The sequence below is a fragment of the Streptomyces sp. NPDC028711 genome (genome assembly GCF_055565415.1).
In genome coordinates this window covers 72,648-95,704 of record NZ_JBVHUJ010000015.1, presented here as the reverse complement: position 1 = coordinate 95,704, position 23,057 = coordinate 72,648, and the positions used below count along the sequence as shown (strand labels likewise).

The 23,057-nt window shown below is 72.6% G+C and carries 23 protein-coding genes and 1 tRNA gene; 10 read left to right on the top strand and 14 right to left on the bottom strand.

Going from position 1 to position 23,057, the window contains the following annotated elements; translation table 11 throughout:
- Positions 1-224: 224 nt before the first annotated feature.
- Complete coding sequence (locus ACZ4VK_RS34425) at positions 225-1,322, bottom strand: ABC transporter ATP-binding protein (RefSeq protein WP_468361139.1); 1,098 nt, start codon at positions 1,320-1,322, stop codon at positions 225-227.
- A gap of 182 nt (positions 1,323-1,504) precedes the next feature.
- On the opposite strand from ACZ4VK_RS34425, the gene ACZ4VK_RS34420 reads away from it, so the two are divergent.
- Positions 1,505-1,581 (top strand) — tRNA-Thr (locus tag ACZ4VK_RS34420).
- 156 nt (positions 1,582-1,737) lie between these two features.
- On the opposite strand, the gene ACZ4VK_RS34415 is transcribed toward ACZ4VK_RS34420, so the two are convergent.
- From ACZ4VK_RS34415 to ACZ4VK_RS34400, 4 genes are all read right to left on the bottom strand, one after another.
- Positions 1,738-2,286, bottom strand: a complete 549-nt coding sequence (locus tag ACZ4VK_RS34415; protein WP_468361136.1) for an SMI1/KNR4 family protein — start codon at positions 2,284-2,286, stop codon at positions 1,738-1,740.
- A 39-nt stretch (positions 2,287-2,325) separates the two neighbouring features.
- On the bottom strand, positions 2,326-2,493 hold the full coding sequence (locus tag ACZ4VK_RS34410; protein ID WP_468361133.1) for a hypothetical protein: 168 nt from the start codon (positions 2,491-2,493) through the stop codon (positions 2,326-2,328).
- 250 nt (positions 2,494-2,743) lie between these two features.
- Positions 2,744-3,217, bottom strand: a complete 474-nt coding sequence (locus ACZ4VK_RS34405) for a hypothetical protein (RefSeq protein ID WP_468361130.1) — start codon at positions 3,215-3,217, stop codon at positions 2,744-2,746.
- 454 nt (positions 3,218-3,671) lie between these two features.
- On the bottom strand, positions 3,672-4,622 hold the full coding sequence (locus ACZ4VK_RS34400; RefSeq protein WP_468361127.1) for a hypothetical protein: 951 nt from the start codon (positions 4,620-4,622) through the stop codon (positions 3,672-3,674).
- 301 nt (positions 4,623-4,923) lie between these two features.
- On the opposite strand from ACZ4VK_RS34400, the gene ACZ4VK_RS34395 reads away from it, so the two are divergent.
- Positions 4,924-5,094 carry a hypothetical protein gene (locus ACZ4VK_RS34395; RefSeq protein ID WP_468361124.1) on the top strand — a complete coding sequence of 57 codons (171 nt, stop codon included), beginning with the start codon at positions 4,924-4,926 and terminating at the stop codon, positions 5,092-5,094.
- Positions 5,095-5,224: 130 nt separating this feature from the next.
- Positions 5,225-7,309, top strand: coding sequence for a restriction endonuclease (locus tag ACZ4VK_RS34390; protein WP_468361121.1), 2,085 nt, complete (start codon positions 5,225-5,227; stop codon positions 7,307-7,309).
- Positions 7,310-7,364: 55 nt separating this feature from the next.
- Here the strand turns inward: ACZ4VK_RS34390 and ACZ4VK_RS34385 are convergent, their stop codons facing one another.
- Entirely contained in the window at positions 7,365-8,753 is a 1,389-nt protein-coding gene (locus tag ACZ4VK_RS34385; RefSeq protein ID WP_468361118.1) for an NAD(P)/FAD-dependent oxidoreductase, read from the bottom strand.
- Between the two features lie 283 nt (positions 8,754-9,036).
- On the opposite strand from ACZ4VK_RS34385, the gene ACZ4VK_RS34380 reads away from it, so the two are divergent.
- Entirely contained in the window at positions 9,037-9,516 is a 480-nt protein-coding gene (locus tag ACZ4VK_RS34380) for a GNAT family N-acetyltransferase (protein WP_468361115.1), read from the top strand.
- A gap of 45 nt (positions 9,517-9,561) precedes the next feature.
- Positions 9,562-9,897, top strand: a complete 336-nt coding sequence (locus ACZ4VK_RS34375; protein WP_468361112.1) for a hypothetical protein — start codon at positions 9,562-9,564, stop codon at positions 9,895-9,897.
- 30 nt (positions 9,898-9,927) lie between these two features.
- On the opposite strand, the gene ACZ4VK_RS34370 is transcribed toward ACZ4VK_RS34375, so the two are convergent.
- Both ACZ4VK_RS34370 and ACZ4VK_RS34365 read right to left on the bottom strand, forming a co-directional pair.
- On the bottom strand, positions 9,928-10,923 hold the full coding sequence (locus ACZ4VK_RS34370; protein WP_468361109.1) for a zinc-binding dehydrogenase: 996 nt from the start codon (positions 10,921-10,923) through the stop codon (positions 9,928-9,930).
- 58 nt (positions 10,924-10,981) lie between these two features.
- Positions 10,982-12,166: an NAD(P)-binding protein gene (locus ACZ4VK_RS34365; protein ID WP_468361106.1), complete on the bottom strand. Its 1,185-nt coding sequence runs from the start codon at positions 12,164-12,166 to the stop codon at positions 10,982-10,984.
- 99 nt (positions 12,167-12,265) lie between these two features.
- Between ACZ4VK_RS34365 and ACZ4VK_RS34360 the strand changes: the two genes are divergently transcribed.
- Positions 12,266-12,952, top strand: a complete 687-nt coding sequence (locus ACZ4VK_RS34360) for a pentapeptide repeat-containing protein (protein WP_468361103.1) — start codon at positions 12,266-12,268, stop codon at positions 12,950-12,952.
- A 130-nt stretch (positions 12,953-13,082) separates the two neighbouring features.
- Here ACZ4VK_RS34360 and ACZ4VK_RS34355 read toward each other — a convergent pair whose 3' ends face one another.
- From ACZ4VK_RS34355 to ACZ4VK_RS34345, 3 genes are read right to left on the bottom strand one after another with little or no spacing between them, the layout of a single operon-like run.
- Positions 13,083-13,583 (bottom strand): hypothetical protein, encoded by a 501-nt coding sequence (locus ACZ4VK_RS34355; protein ID WP_468361100.1) that lies wholly within the window; start codon positions 13,581-13,583, stop codon positions 13,083-13,085.
- A 13-nt stretch (positions 13,584-13,596) separates the two neighbouring features.
- Positions 13,597-14,259, bottom strand: coding sequence for a response regulator (locus ACZ4VK_RS34350; RefSeq protein ID WP_468361097.1), 663 nt, complete (start codon positions 14,257-14,259; stop codon positions 13,597-13,599).
- Complete coding sequence (locus ACZ4VK_RS34345; RefSeq protein WP_468361094.1) at positions 14,256-15,560, bottom strand: sensor histidine kinase; 1,305 nt, start codon at positions 15,558-15,560, stop codon at positions 14,256-14,258. Before ACZ4VK_RS34345 ends, ACZ4VK_RS34350 begins: the two co-directional genes overlap by 4 nt.
- A 133-nt stretch (positions 15,561-15,693) precedes the next feature.
- On the opposite strand from ACZ4VK_RS34345, the gene ACZ4VK_RS34340 reads away from it, so the two are divergent.
- Positions 15,694-16,698, top strand: a complete 1,005-nt coding sequence (locus ACZ4VK_RS34340) for an ABC transporter ATP-binding protein (protein WP_468361091.1) — start codon at positions 15,694-15,696, stop codon at positions 16,696-16,698.
- A complete protein-coding gene (locus tag ACZ4VK_RS34335; protein ID WP_468361088.1) occupies positions 16,695-17,498 on the top strand; it encodes an ABC transporter permease in 804 nt (267 codons plus the stop codon). Before ACZ4VK_RS34340 ends, ACZ4VK_RS34335 begins: the two co-directional genes overlap by 4 nt.
- A 49-nt stretch (positions 17,499-17,547) precedes the next feature.
- Here the strand turns inward: ACZ4VK_RS34335 and ACZ4VK_RS34330 are convergent, their stop codons facing one another.
- The 3 genes from ACZ4VK_RS34330 to ACZ4VK_RS34320 form a co-directional block, all read right to left on the bottom strand.
- Positions 17,548-18,753, bottom strand: a complete 1,206-nt coding sequence (locus tag ACZ4VK_RS34330) for an FAD-dependent monooxygenase (RefSeq protein ID WP_468361085.1) — start codon at positions 18,751-18,753, stop codon at positions 17,548-17,550.
- Between the two features lie 126 nt (positions 18,754-18,879).
- Entirely contained in the window at positions 18,880-19,500 is a 621-nt protein-coding gene (locus ACZ4VK_RS34325) for a response regulator (protein ID WP_468361082.1), read from the bottom strand.
- The gene (locus ACZ4VK_RS34320; protein WP_468361241.1) at positions 19,500-20,612 is read right to left on the bottom strand and encodes a sensor histidine kinase; all 1,113 of its coding nucleotides are present in this window, start codon (positions 20,610-20,612) and stop codon (positions 19,500-19,502) included. The genes ACZ4VK_RS34325 and ACZ4VK_RS34320 overlap by 1 nt, the downstream gene beginning before the upstream one ends.
- 367 nt (positions 20,613-20,979) lie before the next feature.
- Here ACZ4VK_RS34320 and ACZ4VK_RS34315 point away from each other — a divergent pair, with 367 nt between their 5' ends.
- Both ACZ4VK_RS34315 and ACZ4VK_RS34310 read left to right on the top strand, forming a co-directional pair.
- A complete protein-coding gene (locus ACZ4VK_RS34315; RefSeq protein ID WP_468361079.1) occupies positions 20,980-21,519 on the top strand; it encodes a GlcG/HbpS family heme-binding protein in 540 nt (179 codons plus the stop codon).
- A 113-nt stretch (positions 21,520-21,632) separates the two neighbouring features.
- On the top strand, positions 21,633-23,036 hold the full coding sequence (locus ACZ4VK_RS34310) for a M1 family metallopeptidase (protein ID WP_468361076.1): 1,404 nt from the start codon (positions 21,633-21,635) through the stop codon (positions 23,034-23,036).
- Positions 23,037-23,057 lie beyond the last annotated feature (21 nt).

The following is a 23,057-nucleotide window of genomic DNA, read 5'->3' as shown; positions in this document are numbered from 1 at the left end:
GCGTAGCGGCCAGTAGTGATATGGCGACATTTAGTCACCCTCACGGGGGATGGTTCGACGCGGCTTTTCGAATCCCGTGTTGACGCCGGAGGTGGCGACGGGCCCTGAACGCCGGGACTTGTCGGGGTTTCGCCGGGTAAACCACCCGGCGGCCGCCACATGAACCAACGGCCCCGTGTCCACGGGGGACACGGGGCCGGGAAGAGGTCGTCGAGACCGACGGGTCAGTCGCTGAGGCGCGCGCCCGTGGAGGTCGAGAAGACGTGGAGCTCGTCGGCGCGCGGCACGACGTGCAGCGTGGTGCCCTTGGCCGGGACGTCACGGCCGCCGACGCGGACGACCAGGTCCTTGTCCTCGCCGCCGACGCGGGTGGAGCCGTACACGAAGCCGTCGGAGCCGAGCTCCTCGACGACGTTGACGGTGACGGCGAGGCCGTCCTTGCCGGTGGGGCCCTGCACGTCGAAGTGCTCGGGGCGGACGCCGACGGTGACGGTGGTGTCGCCCTTGGCGGACGCGGCGGCGATCGCCTCGCGGGAGACGGGGACGATGCTGTTGCCGAACTTCACGCCGCCGTCGACGATCGGGACCTCGATCAGGTTCATGGCCGGGGAGCCGATGAAGCCGGCGACGAAGAGGTTGGCGGGCCGGTCGTACATGTTGCGCGGCGAGTCGACCTGCTGGAGCAGACCGTCCTTGAGGACCGCGACGCGGTCGCCCATGGTGAGGGCCTCGGTCTGGTCGTGCGTGACGTACACGGTCGTGATGCCGAGACGGCGCTGCAGACCGGCGATCTGCGTACGGGTGGACACACGCAGCTTGGCGTCGAGGTTCGACAGCGGCTCGTCCATGAGGAAGACCTGCGGCTCACGCACGATGGCACGGCCCATGGCCACACGCTGACGCTGACCACCGGAGAGCGCCTTCGGCTTCCGGTCCAGGTACTCGGTGAGGTCGAGGATCTTCGCGGCCTCTTCGACCTTGGTGCGGATCTCCGACTTGTTGACGCCGGCGATCTTGAGCGCGAAGCCCATGTTGTCGGCGACGCTCATGTGCGGGTACAGCGCGTAGTTCTGGAACACCATGGCGATGTCCCGGTCCTTGGGCGGCAGGTGCGTGACGTCGCGGTCACCGATGCGGATGGAGCCGGCGTTGACGTCCTCGAGACCCGCGAGCATGCGCAGGGAGGTCGACTTGCCACAGCCGGAGGGCCCGACGAGGACGAGGAACTCGCCGTCGGCGATCTCGATGTCGAGCTGGTCGACGGAGGGCTTGGTGGCACCGGGGTACACCCGGGTCGCCTTGTCGAAAGTGACGGAAGCCATGGTGATGTGTCCCTTCACCGGCAGGAACGTGCCGGACGATCCGAGTAAAGGAAGGATGGAGGTCTAGTCCACCGAGGTGAACTCCAGGCGACGCTACCTGGCGATGCGGGATCTGTCAGCAGTCCGAGGCCCACGAGATTTCCGACCGCCACCGGGACGGCGTTGGATACACTGCACTCGCTGCCTCCTTAGCTCAGCTGGCCAGAGCACCGCTCTTGTAAAGCGGGGGTCGTCGGTTCGAACCCGACAGGGGGCTCCAGGTAGGAACGTCGAAGACCCCCAACCGATCATGGTTGGGGGTCTTTGACATCTACGGGTGACATCAACGGGGGTGGTCAGGGACGGTCGGGCCTTGGACGCCGTCATGTGAGGCGCCGCTGCACCGACTGAGCTCAGCGGCCAGCCCGCGGTTCGTTCACTCTGCGATCCGGGAGGCGGCCATTTCCCACGGGGTCGGCTCTGCCACGTCTTCGTACTCGTCGGCGTCCTCCCGGTACCAGCCTGTTCCTGCGAGCCAGGTTTCGAGCCACTCGACCAGACTCCCGGCGTCGACGAACCAGGCGGCGGCTCCGTCGTCCGTCATGGCGTTCGGGTCGAAGAGGAGGACCGTGGCGGTCTCGCTGAGGCAGTCCACCGCGGCGTACATGGCGCAGCCCCAGTCGAGGATCGGCAGCACACCCGCCGGCCAGTACGGTGCCTCGTCCTCGGCCGAGGCGGATCGTTCGGACTGGTACTCGCTCAGCGCCGTACGCCCTGGCCCGACCAGCGGAAGAAGCTGGTAATCGGGGCCGTAGCCACCGTTGGCCACCTCCCGGTACAGGCTCGCCAGCAGGGGCGGGAGGGCGAAGCCGAGAACTACCTCCGCCTCGGCAACCTCCTCGGCAGTGGCGGCGGGAGGCAAGGCCGTAGACGTGGCCTTGGCCTTCGCCGCTACGCGGGGAACGAGATCTTCGATGGCTATCACGTTCGGGATCCTGTCAGGCACCTACGACAGAGAGCGCCGTCATCGACTGGGCCGAGGATCTCCAAGCGCGACGCGGGGCGGGACGTCGGAGGTGGTGAGGAGCGTGGCGCCGCCGTGCCGGGCATCGCGAAGGCGGATGAGCCGGAGGCCGAGCGCCTCGCTGACGCGCACGAAGGACCGGTGGTCGAGGTAGGCGGCGTCGTCCATGGAGGACAGGTGGCAGTGGTGGGCGGAGAGGTCGAGGAGGATCAGGGCTTCCTCTGGTGCCGGGCGCCAGCGCGTCAGGCACTCACCGGCTCAGAGAGCACATCCCGGATCCAAGGCGCCGGGCGGTTCATGGGCTTCTCTCCCCGCTCTGCCACCGAACCGGCTCACGCACGCCATCCGGCGGCTGCCAGGGATCTTTGCGCACCGACCACGACGAGACGCCTGCGAGCCGACGACCCCGGGGCGGGAATCACGCGCAGTTGGGGCAGCGGGCGACGTGGCTGGTGTGCAGGGACTTGATCAAAGCGAAGTCGGCGTCGACCGCACGACTGGAGTACGAGGCGAGGGCGCCGAGTCCTAGGTGCTCATCGTTCTTGAGGATCAATTTGGGAGCCCCAGCCGGGGCCAAGCCAGGGCCGTCACCGGTGTCGACCGAGCTGATGACGCACCACGGAACGACTTTCGAGCGTCCCAGGCCACGTTCGGTGAGACCCGTGGAGTCGAGCCGCACTCCCATGACACAGCTGCGGAACGCCATCCAGACACCGCCTGCGAGAAGCACGGTGTAGATGACCACGCCTACAGGATCGGCGGCGACCTCCCCGCTGATCAGTATCCCGGCGCTCAGCAGCGCAAAAACACTCCCCGCCGTGAACAAAACTATGCTCTGCCCCGGCCTGCGGAGGGTCTGGGTCGGTATGGGGGGCGGGGTCGTGGACTCCATGGCCCTGACCCTAAGCCGTAGCTCGTACATCCCGTAGGCGTCTCACCATCGCAAGATCAGTGGCAGAGCCCATAGGCCCACAGAGCCCTGGAGTTGTCACAGGTGTCTCTGCCTCGTCAAGGCACCCGCCGCGGCGCGCGCGGCCCGGCGTCCGGGCCTGCGCTCCTGTCTGCGCCCCGCTCCAGCCCGGCCGCCGTCCGCACGCCTGACGGCTCGGGTTGATGGGCAGCAGAAGCAGGCCTTCAAGCACGGTAACCGTCACATGGCACGCGTAGCGACGAGCGCTGTCGACTGCGGCCCATACGCGCATCCCAAAGACGGCTACTGAAGTTGAATGTGTGATGTCGGTCAGCCATGTGTGATCAGAGGGCGTCCTGGTTCCAGCTGCGACTCAGTCCCTGGCTGCGCTGTATACGTCGAATCCAACCTCTGGGCCCGCACTACCTCTGACGCGTCAGCATCCTCGGTCGTAGATCGCCCGCAGCCACGGTTCCTCGACGGCAGGCATCCGCGCGAGCGTGTACCGGAACGCTTCCGTGGACGGCCGGAACGGGTACCACCGGTGTGGCGGCAGCGGATCGTCCCGCTCCACACCCGCCGGCAGTCCTCCGACCACCGGCAGCCGGGTCCGGTGGGGTGGGAAGGCGAGTTCGGCCCAGAGTGCGGCGTCCATGGGCACAGGCACAGCCCCGGTGCGTGGCTGCCATATTTCTCCGGTCTGTGGATGGACCGGCACCAGCACCAGGTCGGCGGCCGGCTCGCCGAACCCCGGTCCCGCCAGGTCCAGTCGCTGCGCGCCTTCCCCGGCGGGCAGCAGCGCGTCGAGTACACGGCCGAGGAGCTCGGCGACCGGCCCGGGCGCCACCTCGACCGGCTCGCCCCGGGCAGCCACCACCACCTGGGCGAGAGCCACGCCCGCCGGGATGTCCCGGAACTCGCTCAGCCGGTGCCACAGCGCGCCGGTGGCCAGCAGCTCCGACCACTCCATGACGGGCTGCTCCGGCGGCCCGGGCAGCCGCACCACCGCCTGCGGGATGAGCCGGACGACCTGCCAGCACCCGCAGTCGTCCATCCTCGTGCCGACCGGCAGATCGCAGCCCAGGCACGCAAGGTTCGGCCCGTCCCGCCCGTCGATCCCCATGCAGTAGCCCCCGGCCCGCTCGAGGATCAGCCCAGTGCCACGCATGTCGCCGGGCGCGAGGAGGATGGTGTCCGACGGCCCATCGGACAGCGCGCCGAACGGCGCGAAGCGCCCCCGCTCCCTTGCCTCGCACGCCCCGACCTCGTCCCACTGCCGCCATGGCGGCCCGTACGGTGCGGGGTCGACGGCGTAGGACCCGGATACCAGCAGTGGCGGGTGCAGCTTCTCCCAGTGGGTGTCAGCCAGGTGAATCGGCAACGCCACTTCCGACACCGCCGCCGTCAGGACCGCACCGCAGCCCGCACACCCGAACACCGTCAAGCCGTTCCCTCCCGCCGTCGAAGCCTCTGCATCCCACCAAGGAGGCGGAGCGGGGAGCAAGGGGTTTTCAGACGACGCTAAACGCCTGACTGATGGGCAATGCACGCCTCGACGTCCCGGTCGCAGCCTCAGAAGGTCGGAAGCCGCGCCGCTCAATGTGGTTGGCACCGTCGGTCAACTGTCCAGGGCCAGGCCGGAGCCGGCGAGGCAGTCGTTGATGACCTCTGGTCGGTAACTGGGGCACGTGGTGATGGAAGCCGCCGAGGCCGTACTGGGGGTTCATGGCGAGGACGGCTACCGGGAGAAGTGGATGCTGCATCCGTTCCCCGTCGCCGCTCTGCAGGATCTTCGGCGGATGCACCGGCGGGACGACGACTGCCCGTACGAGCAGTGCCAGGGCAGCCCCGGCTTCTGACATGAGCCGATGCGCGCCGAACGGCCTCGCGGAGTCCTGGGTTTCGGTGTTCTGGGGTGGTTCGGTCCGGGACACTTGTTCGTAGCGGGGGTTCGGGTGACTGGGGTGTTGTGCGGGAGGGGTGTGGGGGATGAGTCGGCGTTCCGGTGGGCTGATCGGGGTCTGGGCCGAGCAGCAGCGGGTGGCGCAGCGGCAGCGGGAGGGGCAGCAGCAGGCGGTGCTGCGGCAGCGGCGGGATGCCGAGCGGGCGCAGCGGGCGTATGAGCGGGACGTGGCCCGGACACAGCGGGAGCAGCGGGCCGCCTATCGGCAGCAGCGGGAAGCCGACGCCTTGCGGCGGACCCACGAGCTCGATCAGCGGGTCGCCCTGCTCGAGTCGCTCCTCGTGGCCGGGTGCCGGGGTCCCGCCTTCAGTGTGGAGTCCCTGCGGCGCGAGGAGGACGTCGAGCCGTTCTCGCCCGGGCCCCTCGGTACGCCCGTCGCCATGCCCGACCAGCGGTTCTACCAGCCGCAGGGGTCGGCGTGGACGGCTTCCGGGCGGGCGCAGGCCGAGCGGGACGCGCGAGCGCGGTTCGAGCGGGACTGGTACGCCGCCCAGGCCGCCGAGGCGCGACGGGTCGACCAACTGGCCGCGTACCGACGGGAGTACGACGTCTGGGCCGCCGCTCGGCGTGCCGAGATACGTAGCCACAACAGTGGTGTCGCCGGGACCGTCGAAGCCCTCGGGGCCGGGGAGCCCGAGACCGTCGTCGACTACTTCTCCGCCGTCCTCTTCGCCTCCACGGCCTGGCCCGAGGGATTTCCCCGCGAGGTGTCCGCCGCCTACGAGCGCGGCGGCCGCGGGCTCGTTCTCGACTGGGGTCTCCCCGGCTTCGACGTCGTGCCCGAGGCCAAGGGCGTCAAGTACCTGCCCAGTACCGACCAGGAGAAGGAAGTCCCCCGGCCCGTCACGCAGCGGCGGGCCCTCTACCGCGACGTGCTCGCCCAGAGCGTCCTGCTCGCCGTGCGCGAGCTGTTCGCGGCGGACCGCTTCGGTGTCCTTGAGCGGGTCGCCCTCAACGGCTACGTCGACGGCGTCGATCCCGCCACCGGCCTCGCGGCGCGGATCTGCCTGGCCTCCGTCGTCGTCGAACGGGGCCTCTTCGACCGGCTCAACCTGGAGCTCGTCGCCGCCGTCGAGTGCCTGACCGGCGCCCTCTCCGGACGGCTCTCCGCCAAGCCCGACGAGCGGGTCGCCGTCGCACCGCTGATGAATCCCGAACAGGTGGGGTCCGACGTCGTCGTGCAGGGCGACGGCGAGGAGCCCGATCTGCTCGCCATGGACCCCATCGCCTTCGAAGGGCTCGTCGCCCAGCTCTTCCGGGCCCGTGGGCTCCAGGCCGTCACCACGGTCCGGTCCAACGACGGCGGCGTGGACGTCGAAGCCCTCGACCCCGACCCCATCAGCGGCGGGTCGATCCTCGTCCAGGTCAAGCGGTACCGGAACACCGTTCCCCCGTCGGCCGTACGCGACCTCTTCGGGACCGTGCAAGGCGCCGGCGCGAACAAGGGCGTCCTCGTCACCACCTCCAGGTTCGGGCCCGGCTCGTACACCTTCGCCAACGGCAAGCCCCTGACGCTCATCTCCGGGACCGAGCTCGTCGACTTGCTCCACCAGCACGGCCTCCGGGGCCGGTTGGGGCCCGGGACGCCGCCGGCCGCCGTCGTGGACACCCCCGTCGAGGCCGACGCCGACTTCAACCTGCTCGGCATGGTGTGGTCCGGCACCGCCGCGCTCGACGTGTGCGCGCTCGTCTGCGCGGGCAACCGCGTCCTCGGCGACGAGTGGTTCGTCTTCTTCAACAACCCGTCCACACCCGACGGTTCGGTGTCCATGGTCTCCGCCGCGCCCGGCGACCGGGCCGCGGTACGCGTCGGGTTCGACGCCCTGCCCGCGAGCGCCGACCGCCTGGTGCTCGTCGCCGCGGTCGATCCCGAGGTGAATCCCGACGCCGACCTGGGCGGGTTCACGGACGCCGGCATCCGGCTGCGGGACGACTCCGGTGGCGAACTCGACCGGCTCGTCGTCTCGGACGGGCGGCCCGGCGAGACCGCGCTCGTCCTCGGCTCCTTCCGGCGGCGGGCCGGGGGCGACTGGGACTTCGTCCTCGGCGGGAAGGGGTACCGGGGCGGGCTCGAGGAGCTCGTCGGGGACTTCGGCATCCAGGTGGAGTGAGTCGGGAGGGGGCTGGAAGGGGGAGGGGGCGTCTCGCGCCCTCCCCCGCCCCCCGTCAGCGGCCGCTCAGGCGGTTCGCCATGACCGCCACCCGGTCCGTCGCCGCCGTGTGGCCCGTCGACTCGCGGTGGTCCGCTCCCCTGAACGCCGCGTACATCGTCTGGACCCCGAGCCAGCGCAGCGGCTCCGGTTCCCACTTGCGGACCCTGTGGTTCACCCATGGGAGGGCCGTGAGGTCGGTGGGGCCCGACTGTCCCGAGTCCTCCTTGATGAGGTCGCGCAGGGTGCGGGCCGCGAGGTTGGCCGTGGCGACGCCCGAGCCGACGTAGCCGCCCGCCCAGCCGAGGCCCGTCGAGCGGTCCAGGGTGACCGTGGCGCACCAGTCGCGCGGGACGCCGAGGACACCGGACCAGGCGTGGTCCACCCGTACCCCCGCCAGCTGCGGGAAGAAGCGGACCAGGATGTCGCGGAGGGCGTCGATCGTCTGCGGCTGGGTGCGGCCGTCGTTGTCCGTCTTCGAGCCGAAGCGGTACGGGACCCCCCGGCCGCCGAGCGCAATCCGGCCGTCGGCGGTCCGCTGGGCGTACATGTACGCGTGGGCCATGTCGCCGAGGGTCTCCCGGCCGTCCCAGCCGATGGACTCCCACTGGGCGTCGTCAAGCGGCTCGGTGGCGATCATCGAGGAGTTCATGGGGAGCCAGGTGCGGCGCTGGCCCGCGAGGGAGGCGGTGAAGCCCTCGGTGCAGCGCAGCACGTACGGGGCGCGGACCGTGCCGTACGGGGTGACGGCGTGCTTCGGCTTGATCTCGGTGACCGGCGTCGACTCGTGGATCGTGACGCCGAGCGCCTCCACCGCGGCCGCGAGGCCCTTGACCAGCTTCACGGGGTGCAGGCGGGCGCCGTGCGGGGTCCAGGAGGAGCCGACGGCGCCGGTGACGCGGATGCGGTCGGAGGTCTCGCGGGCCCCGTACAGGGCGCGGTCGGTCTCGCCGAAGGCGATCTCGGTGGCGTGGAAGTCCTTCAGGCGGGCCAGCTGCGCGGGGGAGAGGGCCACTTCGAGGACGCCGCCCCGGTGGATGTCGGCGTCTATCTTCTCCTGCTCGCAGACGTCGACGACCTCGCCGACGGTGGCGTTCATGGCCTGCTGGAGGCGGACGGCGGCCTCGTGGCCGTGCAGCTTCGCGTAGCGGTCGCGTCCGGCGATGCCGTTGTAGAGCCAGCCGCCGTTGCGCCCGGAGGCGCCGTACCCGCAGAACTTCGCCTCCAGGACGGTGATGTTGAGGAAGGGGACGGCCTTCTTGAGGTAGTAGGCGGTCCACAGGCCGGTGTAGCCGCCGCCGACGACGCAGACGTCGGCGGTGGTGTCGCCGGGGAGCGGTTCGCGGGGAGCGGGAGCGCCGTCCTGCGCGTACCAGAACGAGATGCCGCCGTTGACCGTACTCATGTGTATCCCTCTTCCGGGTGCGTGGGCGGGACGTTACCCGGGGCCTCGCTCCCCTGGATACGGCCCCCTGGGCTCGGAGGATGGTTCATGTGCCCGGGGAGCTGGGGGTCGCGGACGGCACTCCCGCCGCGCTGAAGACGCAGCTTCTCGACGAGGAGCGGACGGCGGTCGTCCGGATCCTGCTGAAGGGCAGGTCATGAAGCCGGCCGCCTCAGGGGAGGGGATGGTCGGTGCGGCGGATTTCGCTTCCCAGGAAGGGGTCCTCCCCGGCAGGCTGGGGCCCATGATCCGTACAGCCACTCCCGCCGACGTCCCCGTCATCCACGCCCTGATCCGCGACCTCGCGGAGTACGAGAAGGCCCTCGACGAGGTCCGTACGACCCCCGAGCAGCTCCACGAGGCCCTCTTCGGCGAGCGGCCCGCCGCCTTCGCGCACCTCGCCACGGACGAGACCGGCGAGGCCGTCGGCTTCGCGCTCTGGTTCCTCAACTTCTCGACGTGGCGCGGGGTGCACGGCATCTACCTGGAGGACCTGTACGTCCGTCCGGAGGCCCGGGGCGGCGGTCACGGCAAGGCGCTGCTGCGCGAACTGGCCCGGATCTGCGTGGAGCGGGGCTACGAGCGTCTGGAGTGGTCCGTACTCGACTGGAACGAGCCGTCCATCGCCTTCTACGAGTCCCTCGGCGCCCGCCCGCAGGACGAGTGGACGGTCTACCGCCTGACGGACGGGGCGCTGGCCGAGCTCGGCGGGGGCGGGGTGTAGGAAGGGCGCATGGATACGGACATGGACAGGGACAGGGGTACGCGCGTGCCTACGGATATCGAGCAGCGGTTCCAGCGGATCACCGCCTTCATCGAGGCGCGGCTGACCCCGCTCTTCGACCCGGCGAACGGCAGTGACCACGGGTTCGGGATGGACGACACCTCCCGGGCCCTGCGTGCCACGCGCTACACCGTGCAGGCCGCGGCGGCCGTCAACGGCCTCGTGGAGAAGCGGGAGTCGGCGCCGGAGCTGCGGCAGGTCGTGGACCAGGCGCTCGAACAGAACTGGGACGTGCTGCGTTCCATCGCCCGGATGTGGGAGGACCACCCCGACTTCCTGAAGGAGTTCAAGGCGCACTCCTGGGACGTGGTCGGGGTCTGACTCCCCTTCTGACCCGCCGCGGGTCACGCATCACGGCACCAGGACCACCTTGCCCGTCGTGCCCCTGGTCTCCAGGGCGCGGTGGGCGGCCGCCGCCTCCGCGAGGGGGAAGCGGTGGACCGCCGGGCGGAGGGTGCCGGTGGTCGCCGCCTCCAGGGCGGCGAGTTCGAGGTTGCGGACGTCGCCGCCCGCCTTCTGGATCATGACGGGGCCGAGCACGGACTCCGAGGTGATGCCGCGGGCGGCGAGCTCCTCCGGTGTGTACGTGAGCGCGCCGGCGTCGAGACCCGCGCCGGACCAGCCGAAGACGAGGTGCTGACCGCCCTCGCCGAGGAGGCCGACGGCGGTGCGGCCGGTGTCGCCGCCGACCGAGTCGAAGACGACGGTGGCGGTGCGTCCGCCCAGGTACGCGCGGACCTTCTCGGCCCAGTCGGGTTCCTTGTAGTCGACGGCGAGATCGGCGCCGTTGGCCTGGACGAGGGCGACCTTCGCGGGGCCGCCGGCGAGGCCGATGACGGTGGCGCCGGCGTTCTTGGCGTACTGCACGAGCAGGGTGCCGATGCCTCCGGCGGCGGCCGGGACGATCGCGATCGAGTCGGGGCCGAGTGCGGTGAACTGAAGGATGCCCAGGGTGGTGCGGCCCGTGCCGATCATGGCGACGGCCTCCGCCTCGCCCAGGTGGTCGGGCAGGGCGTGGAGGCGGGCGGCGTCGGTGACGGCGAGTTCGGCGTATCCGCCGGGCGCCATGCCGAGGTGGGCGACGACCCGGCGGCCGAGCCACGCCGGGTCGGTGCCCTCGCCGAGGGCGTCGACGGTGCCGGCGACCTCGCGGCCGGGGATGGTGGGGAGCGCGGCGGGCGCCGGGAAGGGGCCGGTCATCCCCTGGCGGAGCGCGGTGTCGAGGAGGTGCACGCCGGCCGCCGCGACCCGGACGCGGACCTGGCCGGGGCCCGGTGCGGGGTCGGGCGTCTCCTCGTACGTGAGGTTCTCGGCGGGGCCGAAGGCGTGGAGGCGGATGGCGTGCATGACGGTTCCCCTGTCGTCGGTGGAGCGTGAGTGGTGGTGCAGGGGAAAGCCTCTGACCTCAAGCGCGCTTGAGGTCAAGGGGGTGGCGGCCGGGGCCGAGGTGCTCCGCGCGCAGCGCCAGGGACACCGCCTCGACCGCGCTCGTGAACGACACCTCCGACAGCACGCCCGGCGCCGCCACCTGGTCCCCCACCAGATACACGCCGTCGCCCCGGTCGACGGCCGGGCGGTCGCGCCAGGTCGTGCCGGGCCGGTCGACCGCTCCCGTACGTCCCTGGGACACGGCCTCCTGCCGCCACACCGTCCGCTCGCGCCAGCCGGGGAAGCCGAGGTCGAGGAGGCGTTCGGCGTGGGCGATGCCGTCCGCCTTGCCCTCGCCCGGGGCGATGGGCAGCTGGGCCTGGATCAGCTGCTGTCCGGCCGGGGCGAGCGAGGGGTCCTGGGCCGTGAACCGCTCGATCCAGCCGGGCGCGTCGAGGTCGGAGATCACGAACGGGTCCCCCTTCCGGCCGCGCAGCGCCAGGTCGAGCAGGACCGTGCGGCCGCTCTCCCAGGTCAGCGACGGGTCGCCGAGCAGCCGGGCGGCGGCGGGCAGTGCGGTGGCGACGATCACCGGTCCCTCGCCGGCCGGGAGGCTTTCGACGCGCGACGACATCTCGATCCGTACGCCCATCTCCCAGGCGCGGTCGAGCATCCGCTCGATCAGCTGTCCCCAGCCGCCCCGCACGTAGTGGGCCTCGGGCGGCAGGGCGGCGGCCCGGTGCAGCCGTTCCTGCACGAAGCGGGCGGAGAGCGCGCCGGGGTCGTGGTGGAAGAGCGCGACCCCGGCGTACGAAGCGGCCTCGCGCGCCACCCGCTCGCCCGCGACGCTGGTGGCCCAGGTGCGGAAGTCGACGTCCACGGGGGCCGTTCCGGCGGTACGGAGGGAGTGGCGCAGCATGCCGAGCGGCGGGGTGCGGCGCAGGGCGCCGGCGCGGTGGAAGCGGAACCGGAGGCCCTCGGCGGCGGGCAGCGGGGCGAGCGGGCCGAGGAGACCGCGCTGCTTGAGCCAGGTCCAGTGGGGGCCGCCGCTGTAGATCGCGTGCGGGCCCTCGTTGGTGCGGTACGGGCCCTCCGCCGTGCGGGCGCGGCCGCCCGGAGTCCGGTGGGCCTCGTGCAGGGTGACCCTGGTGCCGGCTTCGGCGGCGGTGATGGCCGCGGTCAGTCCGGCGAAGCCGCCGCCGATGATGGTGAGCTTCCGCATGTCCGTCTCCCTCGTCTCGGATGCTGAGGTGCGACGGGCGGCGGGGCCTTGTTCGTGACATCGGGGGCGTTGTCAGTGGCGTACGTCACGATGGGGGTCATGGCGACGACGCGGAATCGGAACGGGACGAAGAAGGCGGCGGTGGCGGGGGCGCGGCGGCCGGAGGTGCGGCTTCCTCCTCTGGAGGCGTACGAGGGCGGGCTTGAGGCGGACGGGGACTACGACGGGTTCGAACTGGCGGGGCTCGACCTGACGGGGCAGTCGGGGGAGGGGGCGCGGTTCCTCGACTGCGCGCTGAGCGACTGCCGGCTCGACGAGACGCGGCTGTCGGGGGCCCGGTTCCTGGACTCGGTGCTGACGGGCGTACGGGGGGTGGGGACGGTCCTGGCGGGGGCGCAGCTGCGGGACGTGGAGGTCGTGGACGCGCGGCTCGGCGGGACGCAGCTGCACGGGGCGGTTCTGGAGAGAGTCGTGGTGCGGGGAGGCAAGAGCGACTATCTGAACCTGCGGGCGGCGAAGCTGAAGGACGTCGTGTTCGAGGGGTGCGTGCTGAGCGAGCCGGACTTCGGGGGCGCGGTGCTCGAACGGGTGGAGTTCGTGGACTGCGTCCTGACGGGGGTCGACTTCACCGGGGCGCGGCTCAAGGACGTGGACCTGCGGGGGGTGCAGCGCCTGGAGATCGAGCGGGGGGTCGAGTCGCTGGCGGGGGCCGTGATCTCGACGGCGCAGCTCCTCGACCTGGCGCCGGTGCTCGCGGCGCGGCTGGGGGTGCGGGTGGAGGAGTGACGGTGGGGGAGTGACGGGTGGGGCGGGGCCTCGGGTCTGTCCGGCGGGGCATCGGCCGGGGCGGGGGGCGGCGTGTGCGGTGCGGGGCCTCGCCGTGGCCCGCTCGGGCCCGGTTCCGTCGGACGCGCCCTTACGGCAGGCGGGGGAAGCGGGCCTGGAGGGACCAGATGGCCGGGTTGTCGGCGAGGCCCTCGTGCATGTCCGTGAGGTCGGCGATCAGGTCGTGCAGGAAGTCGCGGGCCTCGCGGCGCAGCACCTTGTGGTTGAAGGTGAGCGGCGGTTCGTCGCCCGGCATCCAGTCGGCCTCGACGTCCACCCAGCCGAAGCGGCGCTCGAAGAGCATGCGGTCCGAGGACTCGGTGAAGTCGAGCTCCGCGTACTGCGGCTGGGAGGCGCGGTTGCCGCGCGGGTCCTGGTCGAGCTGCTCGACGATGTCGCACAGGGCCCAGGCGAAGTCGAGCACCGGCACCCATCCCCAGGCTGTGGACACCTCGCGGTCCGTCTTGGTGTCGGCGAGGTACACGTCCCCGCAGAACAGGTCGTGACGCAGGGCGTGGACGTCCGCGTGGCGGTAGTCGGTCTGCGGCGGGTCGGGGAAGCGACGGGAGAGGGAGTAGCCGATGTCGAGCACGGAACCGATGGTGTCACGGCGCCAGGCCCGCCTCGTACGCGAGGATCACCAGCTGCACCCGGTCGCGGGCGTCCAGCTTGGTGAAGAGCCGCGCCACATGCGCCTTCGCCGTGGCGGCGCTGATGTGGAGCCGTTCCGCGATCTCGCCGTTGGACAGGCCGCGGCCGACGAGGACGAGTACCTCCCGCTCCCGCGCGGTGACCCCGGCGAGGGCGCGCGGCGGGAGAGCCGCGGGGCCGGGCTCGGGGCGGGCCGCGAACTCCTCGATCAGGCGGCGGGTCACGCCCGGCGCGATCAGGGCGTCCCCGGCGGCGACCACCCGGATCGCCGCGAGGATGTCGTCCAGGGCCATGTCCTTGACCAGGAAGCCGCTCGCCCCGGAGCGGAGCGCGCCGTACACGTACTCGTCGTCGTCGAAGGTGGTGAGGATGAGGACCCGGGGCGCTTCGGGGTCCGCCGTGACGATCCGGGTGGCCTCGATGCCGTCCATGCCGGGCATCCGCACGTCCATCACGATCACGTCGGGCCGCAGGTCGCGCGCGAGCCGTACCGCCTCGGCACCCGTGCCCGCCTCGCCGACCACGGCGAGGTCGGGGCTGTCCGCCATCAGGACGCGCAGGCCCGCCCGTACCAGCGGCTGGTCGTCGACGAGGAGGACGTGGACCCGGTCGCTCATGAGGCGGGGGTTCCTTCCTGGAGCGGGCGGGGCACCGGGACCGCGAGCGGCAGTTCGGCCGACACGTGGAAGCCGCCGCCGGGGCGCGGGCCCGCGGAGAAGCGGCCGCCGAGGAGTGCCGCCCGCTCGCTCATGCCGAGGATGCCGTACCCGTACCCGTACCCGTACCCGTAGCCGGTTCCGGCGGGGGAGTTCCCAGGGCCGTCGCCGTCACCGCTGCCGCTGCCGTCGCCGTCGTCCGTGATCTCGATCAGCAGCGTGTCCTCGCCCCGGTCCACGGTCACCCGGCAGGTGGACGCGCCCGCGTGGCGTACGACGTTGGTCAGCGACTCCTGGACGATCCGGTACGCGGCCAGGTCGACCTCCGGCGGAAGCGACCGGTCGGGGTCCCCGAGGCGCCGCACCTCGACCCGTACGCCCGCGTCCGCCGTCGACGCGGTGAGGCGGTCCAGGTCCGCGAGACCCGGCGCCGGTTCTCGCGGGGCGGGCGCGTGCCCCCGGGCGTCGTGGGCCGAGGCCCGCAGCGTGCCCAGGGTGCGGCGCAGTCCGGCGAGGGTCTCGCGGCTGGTGGTCTCGATGGTGGCGAGCGCGTTCCGGGCCTCGGCGGGCTGGGTCTCGATGACCCGGCGGCCGACGCCCGCCTGGATGGCGATGACGCCGATGCTGTGCGCGATCACGTCGTGCAGCTCGCGGGCGATCCGCAGCCGTTCGGCGGTGACGGCCTCGGCCGCGGTCCTGGCGCGCAGCTCCGCCACGTGCGTGCGCCGCTCGCGGGAGGAATGACCGAGCAGCCCGGCGGTGAGCAGCGCGAGCGTCAGGGCGACGACCGTGGAGACGAAGACGTCCTGGCCGGAGGTCGTGTACAGCGCCGAACCGATCTGCACGGTGAGCGTCACCATGGCGGCGGGCAGCACGGCCCTGAGCGGACGGTGGGCCGCCAGCCACCCGACGCAGGCGTCGGCCGCGAGGAGCGGGAGATAGAGCAGGTCGGCGGACGGACGGGTCGTCGACGCGGCGAACAGGCCGACGAGGAGCAGCCCGAGAGCCACCTCGGGCCTGCGCCGGACGAGGGGCAGCAGCAGACCCACGCCGACGGCGGTGAGGAGGAGCCGCAGCTCCGTGGAGCGGTACGGGCCCGCCTGCACACCCGTGAAGAGGACGAAGGGGTGCGCGGCGGCCGCGCACCAGGCCAGGACCGGGGCGGCGCGCCCGCCGGACGGCCGGGTGGCCACGGGGGTGCCGGTCGGCGGTCGGCGGGTGAGTGACGGGCCGGTGGTCGACGGGTCGGTGGTGGCGGGCATGCGCCGAGCGTAGGCGCGGGACGGACGGTCGGGCATCGGCCTCCGGGCGTACGCCCGCGGGCCACCGTCACCTGCTGGTTTGTGACCGGCGGGCCGATGCCGGGGGGTGTGCCGTCCCGGCAGCGTGGGCCGGGTGATCGAAGTCCACGAATTGACCAAACGTTATGGCCGAGGCGGCTCCTTCGGAGCGGAGGGAAGGAGGCCGGGTGGTACGGCTCTGCCCGGCCGCGTCCGTGCCGGTCGTGCTCGGCTCGCCGTCGACCGGCTCAGCTTCACCGTCCGGGCCGGGCGGGTGACCGGGTTTCTCGGGCCCAACGGGGCCGGGAAGTCCACGACCCTGCGACTGATCCTCGGGCTCAACGAGCCGACCTCCGGGAGCGCGACCGTCGGTGGGCTGCGGTTCCGGGAGCTGTCCCGGGGGCTTCGGCACGTCGGGGCGCTGCTCGACGCGCACGACGTGCACGGCGGCCGGACCGCCGAGGGGCATCTGGCCGCGCTCGCCCGCACCAACGGCATCCCGCGCCGCCGCGTCGGCGAGGTCCTCGACGAGGTGGGTCTCGGCGAGGCGGCCCGCCGCCGGATCGGCGGCTACTCCCTCGGCATGAAGCAGCGGCTCGGGATCGCCGCCGCCCTGCTCGGCGACCCGCCCGTGCTGCTCTTCGACGAGCCGGTCAACGGCCTGGACCCGGAGGGTGTGCTGTGGGCGCGGGGGCTGTTCCGGCGCCTCGCCGGCGAAGGGCGCACGGTGTTCGTCTCCAGCCACCTGATGAGCGAGATGGAGCACACCGCCGACGACCTCGTGGTCATCGGCAGGGGCCGGCTGATCGCCGCCGAGAGCCTGTCGGACTTCGCCGCGCGCGGCACCCGCCGCGGTGTGACCGTACGGACCGCCGACGCGGCCGCGGGACCGGGTCTCGCCGACGCCCTGGTCCGCGCCGGGGCGGCCGTGAAGTCCCCGGAGGAGAGGGACGGGTCGTTCACCGTGACCGGGATGGCGGCGGACCGGATCGGGGTGCTCGCCTTCCGGCACGGCACCCCGCTCGCCGAACTCGCCTCGCGGGGCTCGTCCTTGGAGGACGCGTTCATGGAACTGACCGCCGACAGCGTCGAGTACCAGAAGAAGGGCGGAAACCGGTGAACGCCCGCTTCCGTGATCTCCTCGCCGGCGAGTGGATGAAGCTGTGGTCGCTGCGCTCCACGCCCTGGGCGTTCGGCGTCGGCGCGGTCGCCGTCCTCGGCATCAACCTCAACGCGGCCTTCGCCGACCACCGGAACTACCCGCACTACTCCGAGGGCATCCGCGAACTCTTCGTCCCCATCTGGGCGATGCGGGACGCCTTCACGCTCGGCGGGGCCATGGTGTTCATGCTCACGACCGGTGCCGTCGGCGCGCTCGTGATCGTCGGCGAGTACGGCACCGGGCAGATCCGTACGACCTTCGCCGCCGTCCCCGACCGGCGGGCCGTGACGGCGGCGAAGACGCTGGTCCTCGCGGGCGTCATGCTCGTGTACGGGGCTCTCGTCGCCGGGGTGTCCTTCGCCGCCACCCAGGCGGTGCTGTCCGGCCGGGACGTGGGCATGTCGATCGGCTACCCGGGTGCGGCGGCGGCCGTCGCCGCCTCCGCGCTGCTCGCGCCCGTGTGCGCGCTCGTCGGCTTCGGCCTCGGGGCACTGCTCCGGCACACGGCGACGACGATCGTCGCCCTGACCGGTGTCCTGCTCCTGCTGCCCGCGCTCGTCGACGGCCGCAGCCGCTGGTCGGCGACCTTTCTGCACGCCCTGCCGCAGGGCGCGTGGAAACGGCTGACGGAGGTGGGGGACTCGCCGGTGCCGGTCGACCACCCGTGGACGACGGGCGGGGCGTGGACGGTGTACGCGCTCTGGTCGCTCGGCGCGGTGGCGGTGGCCCTCGTCGCGGTCCACCGCAGGGACGTGTGAGCGCGGCGGGAGGGGGGACCAGCGGCCGCGGACCTGTGCGTCCCCCGGTTCAGCGGCGGCCGTGGACCGCGCGGGCGACCCGGGGGCCCAGCCAGCGCTTGAGGCGGCGCAGTGGCTCCAGCTGTTCGGCGGCGCGGTCGATCCGGTAGTACAGCTGCGGCGGGACGTGGGGGAGCAGCGGCGAGTGGCGCTGGCCGAGGAGCGCGAACATCATGGCCGGCTCCAGGGCCATGTAGCGGGGGAGGTTCTCGTACCACTGGGCGCTGTAGCGGGCCGCGCTCTGCGCGGAGACGAGTTCGGCGCGGCGCCGCTTCCCGTACGTGGTGAGGGCCGTGTCGAGGTCGGCGGAGGAGCGCAGGGCGTCCGCGAGGGCGAGCGCGTCCTCCAGGGCCAGGGTGGTGCCCGCGCCGATCGAGTAGTGGGTGGTGTGGGCGGCGTCGCCGAGGAGGACGAGGTTGCCGCGGTGCCAGACGCGGTTGGTGAGGGTGCGGAAGGTGAGCCACCGGGCGGTGTCGTCGGTCTGCGCGCGTCCGATGAGCTCGTGGCCGTCGAGGAGGTCGTGGAACAGCTTCTCCAGGAGGCGCAGGCTGTCGGCCTCGCCGCGCGTGTCGAGGCCGAGGCCCGTCCAGGTCTCGGGGGAGCACTCGACGACACAGGTGGAGCGCTCGCCGCTGAACCCGTAGGCGTAGCACCAGATCCAGCCGTGCTCGGTCTCCTTGAAGGCGAAGCTGAAGGAGTCGAAGACCTTGGTGGTGCCGAGCCAGATGTACGGGTTGCGGCCGCCGGTGAACTCGCTGCCGAAGTGGCCGGCGTGCGCCTCGCGGAGGACGCTGTGGACGCCGTCGGCGGCGACGACCAGGTCCGCGCCGGCCAGTTCGGGCGCGTCCGCGCCGGGGATGTCGTGCTCGAACTCGACCCGTACGCCGAGTTCCACGGCCCGGTCGGCGAGCAGCGCGAGCATCCGCCGCCGCCCGATGCCGAAGCCGGCGTCGCCGCGGTGGACGGTCCGCTCGTCGCGGACGATGGCGACCCCGTCGGTCCAGGTGACGGAGGCCTCGGCGACCGCCGCCGCGGACTCGGGGTCGCCCGCGCGCAGCTTGTCGAGGAGCCCGGCCCAGTAGGTCACGCCCCAGCCGTACGTGGAGCCCGCGGGGTTCCGCTCGTACACGGTGATGTCGTGGGCCGGGTCCTGCCGCTTCAGCAGGATGGAGAGGTAGAGGCCGGCGGGTCCGCCGCCGACGATCGCGAGCTTCACGTGCGCTCCCACTGAGAACCGTTTGCATGACACCGTGCGGTCAGGCAGTAGCGCACAGTAGCAGCGGGCGGCCGCGCGAGCCCGGCCTGATCGACAGGACACCCTCCAGGGCCTGTCAGACAGGCCCTAGGGCAGCAGTCGGCGCTCCTTGGCGACCGCGACCGCGCCCGCGCGCGTGTCGACGCCGAGCTTCGCGTAGATGCGGCCGAGGTGCGTCTTCACCGTCGCCTCGCTGATGAACAGGGCCCGGGCGATCTCGCGGTTGCCGAGGCCCCGTCCGAGCTGGCCGAGGATGTCCCGCTCCCGGTCCGTGAGGCTCGGCCCGGCCGCGCCCCGCATCCGGTCCATGACCCGGCTGGCGACCGGCGGCGAGAGGGCGGTGCGGCCCTGCGCGGCCGCGTGGATGGCGGCGAACAGCTCCTCGGGCCGCTCGGCCTTCAGGAGGTAGCCGGTGGCGCCCGCCTCGATCGCCCGGGTGATGTCGGCGTCCGTGTCGTACGTGGTGAGGACGAGGACGTGGACGCCGGTGGGCGCGATCCTGCGGGTCGCCTCGACGCCGTCGATGCCCGCCCCGAGCTGGAGGTCCATCAGGACGACGTCGGGCTTCAGCTTCGCCGCCATGGCGCCGGCCTCCTCACCGCTGCCCGCCTCGCCGACCACCTCGATGTCGGGGGTGCTGCCGAGGAGGGCGAGCAGGCCGGCGCGGACGACGACGTGGTCGTCGCAGAGCAGGATCCGTACGGACATCACGACTCCAGGGAGAGCGGGATCGCGGCCGAGAGCACCGTGCCCTCGCCCGGGGCGGACTCGACGGTCAGGGTGCCGCCGAGCTGCTGGGCGCGCACCCGCATCGCGGGCAGTCCGTGGCCGCGCACCCCGCCGGGCTTCTCGACCGGGTCGAAGCCGCGGCCGTCGTCGGCGATGTCCAGGACCACCTGGTCGTCGAGGTACGTCAGGGTCAGGGCGGCGGAGTCGGCGGCGGCGTGCTCGCGGATGTTGGCGAGGGCGCCCTGCGCGATGCGGAGGAGCGCCGACTGCACCCGTTCGGGCAGCGGCACCGCCGCCCCGTCGACGCGGAAGGCCGCCGACTCGCGGGTGGCGAGGCCGCGCAGGGCCTCTTCGAGGCCGCCGCCCTCGGCGAGGTCGGCGGGCGCGAGGTCGTGCACGAAACGGCGGGCCTCGGCGAGGTTCCGTTCGGCGATGGACTCGGCGGTACGGACGTGACGGCGGGCGGTCGCCGGGTCGCTGTCCCAGGTGCGGTCGGCCGCCTGGAGCAGCATCTGCTGGCTCGACAGGCCCTGCGCCAGGCTGTCGTGGATCTCCATGGAGAGCCGCTGGCGCTCGGCGAGCGTGCCCTCGCGGCGCTCGATCGCGGCCAGTTCGCGCCGGGTGCGGATCAGGTCGTCGATGAGGGCCCGCTGGCGGGCCGCCTGCCGGTCGGAGTACACGAAGACGCCGGTGGCGATGGCGGCGACGGCCGGCGGCGCGACGATCAGGTTCGGGTCCCAGCCGCCGTGCGCCAGCTGCACCTGCGCGAACACCACGAACACCGTGAGCAGCGTGACCAGGCCGAGCGCGGCGCGGGCCGGGAGGGTGCGCAGGCCCGTGTAGAAGAGTGGCACCGCGCACCAGGCGAAGCTGGGCGCGAGGACGACGAGCAGGATCCAGACCGCGACGACCGTGCTCAGCCAGGCGATCCGGCGGGGCGCGGCACGGGTGCCGACGACGGGGCCGAGGAGGTAGAGGGAGGCGAGGGCGCCGGAGAGGGCGACGATCCAGGGACTGCGGTCCTCCCAGGGGTGGCGGAGGAGGAAGCGGGCGAGGGAGGCGCCGAGGAGGAGGAAGAAGGCGATGTGCATGACCCGCGCGAGCCAGGGGGCGTCGGGGTCCTGGTCGGTCCCCGTCGGGAGCGTCACGGTGACGTTCTCCGCCCGGGGTCCGGTGTGCGTCGGCCGTGTCACGTTCCCGCCTTCCTTCCCTTCTGACCTGGGGATATCAGTCCATCCTGGCCCGGAGGGGCCACGACGGCATCAGCCGATCGGCTGACCCGGCCGTCCTCCAGTGTGCGCGAGGAGGGCAGCCGGACCGTGGACCGGACGGCCGGGGGTTCGGCCACAGGATGGATTGCGGAGCGAGGGAGTGAAGGAGCGGCACGCCGCCCCGGAGCCCCGCCGCTCGGCCGACCTCCTCCCGCTGTCTCGTCCACCTCACCTCACGGAGTTCCTCATGAAGAAGATCCTCTTCGGTGCCACCGCCGCCGCCGTCATCGCCGCCGGTACCTTCGGCGCGGTCTCCGCGAACGCCTCCGCCCCGGCCGCCGCCCCCGCCGCCGTGGTCCGCGCCGACGCCGGCAACGACAACCTGCGGCAGTCGACGCACCTGACGATCGAGGCCGCCACGAAGGCCGCGCAGGCGACCCTGGACGCCGCCGAGAAGGAGAACCAGCGCGTCTCCGTCGCCGTCGTCGACCGCAACGGCAACACGATCGTCACCCTCCGCGGCGACGGCGCGGGCCCGCAGTCCTACGAGTCGGCCGTCAAGAAGGCGTACACCGCCGTCTCCTGGAACGCCCCGACCTCCGAGCTCGTCAAGCGCCTCGCCAACGCCCCCACCCTCAAGGACATCCCCGGCACCCTCTTCCTCGGCGGCGGCGCCCCCGTCACCGCCAAGGGCGCCCCCATCGCCGGCATCGGTGTCGCCGGAGCCCCCTCCGGCGACCTCGACGAGAAGTTCGCCCAGGCGGGCGTCGCCTCCCTCGGCAACTGAGCCTCCGACCCCGCACGACCTCACAGGCCCGACCCCACAGCCCGCGACGGCGCCCGGATCCCCCGCCGGGCGCCGTCGCCTTTTTCCGTGACCGCCCTGCTTAGGATCAGTACGTGAACCACAGCAGGCCCCGAGCGGCCGCGGCCCTGGCCGCCGCACTCACCGCCCTCGCGCTGCTCGCGGGCGGCTGCACCGGGGCCATCGGCGGCGTCCGGGGGACCCCCGGGGCCGCCGGACTGCGCGACCCGTACTTCCCGAAGCTCGGCAACGGCGGCTACGACGTGCGGCGGTACGCACTCGACCTCGCGTACGACCCGGGGACCGGGCGGCTCGACGGCACCGCCGAGATCACCGCACGCGCCGACAAGGACCTCAGCGCCTTCAACCTGGACCTGGCCGGTCTCACGGTCGGCGGGGCGTCCGTCGACGGGAAGCCCGCCGCGTTCAACCGGGCGGGGAACGAGCTGACGCTCCGGCCGCACGAGGACCTCCGCGAGGGCGTGGAGTTCCGGGTCACCGTCACGTACGCGGGCGTGCCCGAGCCGGTCACCGACGCCGACGGCACGCGGGAGGGCTGGCTGCGCACCGACGACGGGGCCGTCGCGGTCGGCGAACCGGCGGGCTCCATGACCTGGTTCCCCGGCAACCACCACCCCTCCGACAAGGCCGCGTACGACATCACCCTGACCGTCCCGGCCGGTCACGAGGCCGTCTCCAACGGGGTCAGGACCTCCCGCGGGACGGCGGCCGACGGGCGTGTCACCACGGTGTGGCGCGCGGCCGAGCCGATGGCGAGCTATCTGGCGACGGTCGCGATCGGCCGGTACCGGACGGAGACGGCGACCGCCCTGGGCTCCGTGCCGGTCCTGACCGCGGCCGATCCGTCGGTCGCGGCGGACAGCGCCGCCCTCCGGGGCGAGATCCCGCAGATCCTCGCCCGGCAGGTCCGGCGCTTCGGCCCGTACCCCTTCTCGGCCGCCGGGGCGATCGTCACCGAGGACGGGACCCTCGCCTACGCCCTGGAGACCCAGACCCGGCCCGTCTTCCCCGCCGCCTCCTTCGACCGGACGACCCTCGTCCACGAGCTGGCCCACCAGTGGTTCGGCAACTCCGTCTCACCCGCGACCTGGCGGGACCTGTGGCTGAACGAGGGGTTCGCGACGTACGCGGAGTGGCTGTACGCGGAGGAGTACGGGCACGTCCCGGCGCGGACGAGCTTCGAGCGGGCCTTCGCCGAGGACGCCAACTGGGCCTTCCCGCCGGCCGCCCCGCCCACCGCGGAGAACCTCTTCGACCCGCCCGTGTACCAGCGGGGCGCGATGGTCCTCCACAAGCTGCGCGAGACCGTCGGGGACAAGGCCTTCGGCGAGATCCTGCGCGGCTGGCCCGCGACGTACCGTCACGCCAACGCCTCCACGGCCGACTTCACCGCCTACGCGGAGACCGTGACCGGGAGGGACCTGGACGGGCTGTGGACGGCGTGGCTGTACGGCGAGGGAAGGCCGGACGGGCCGTAGGGCGGACGTCAGGGGCCCAGG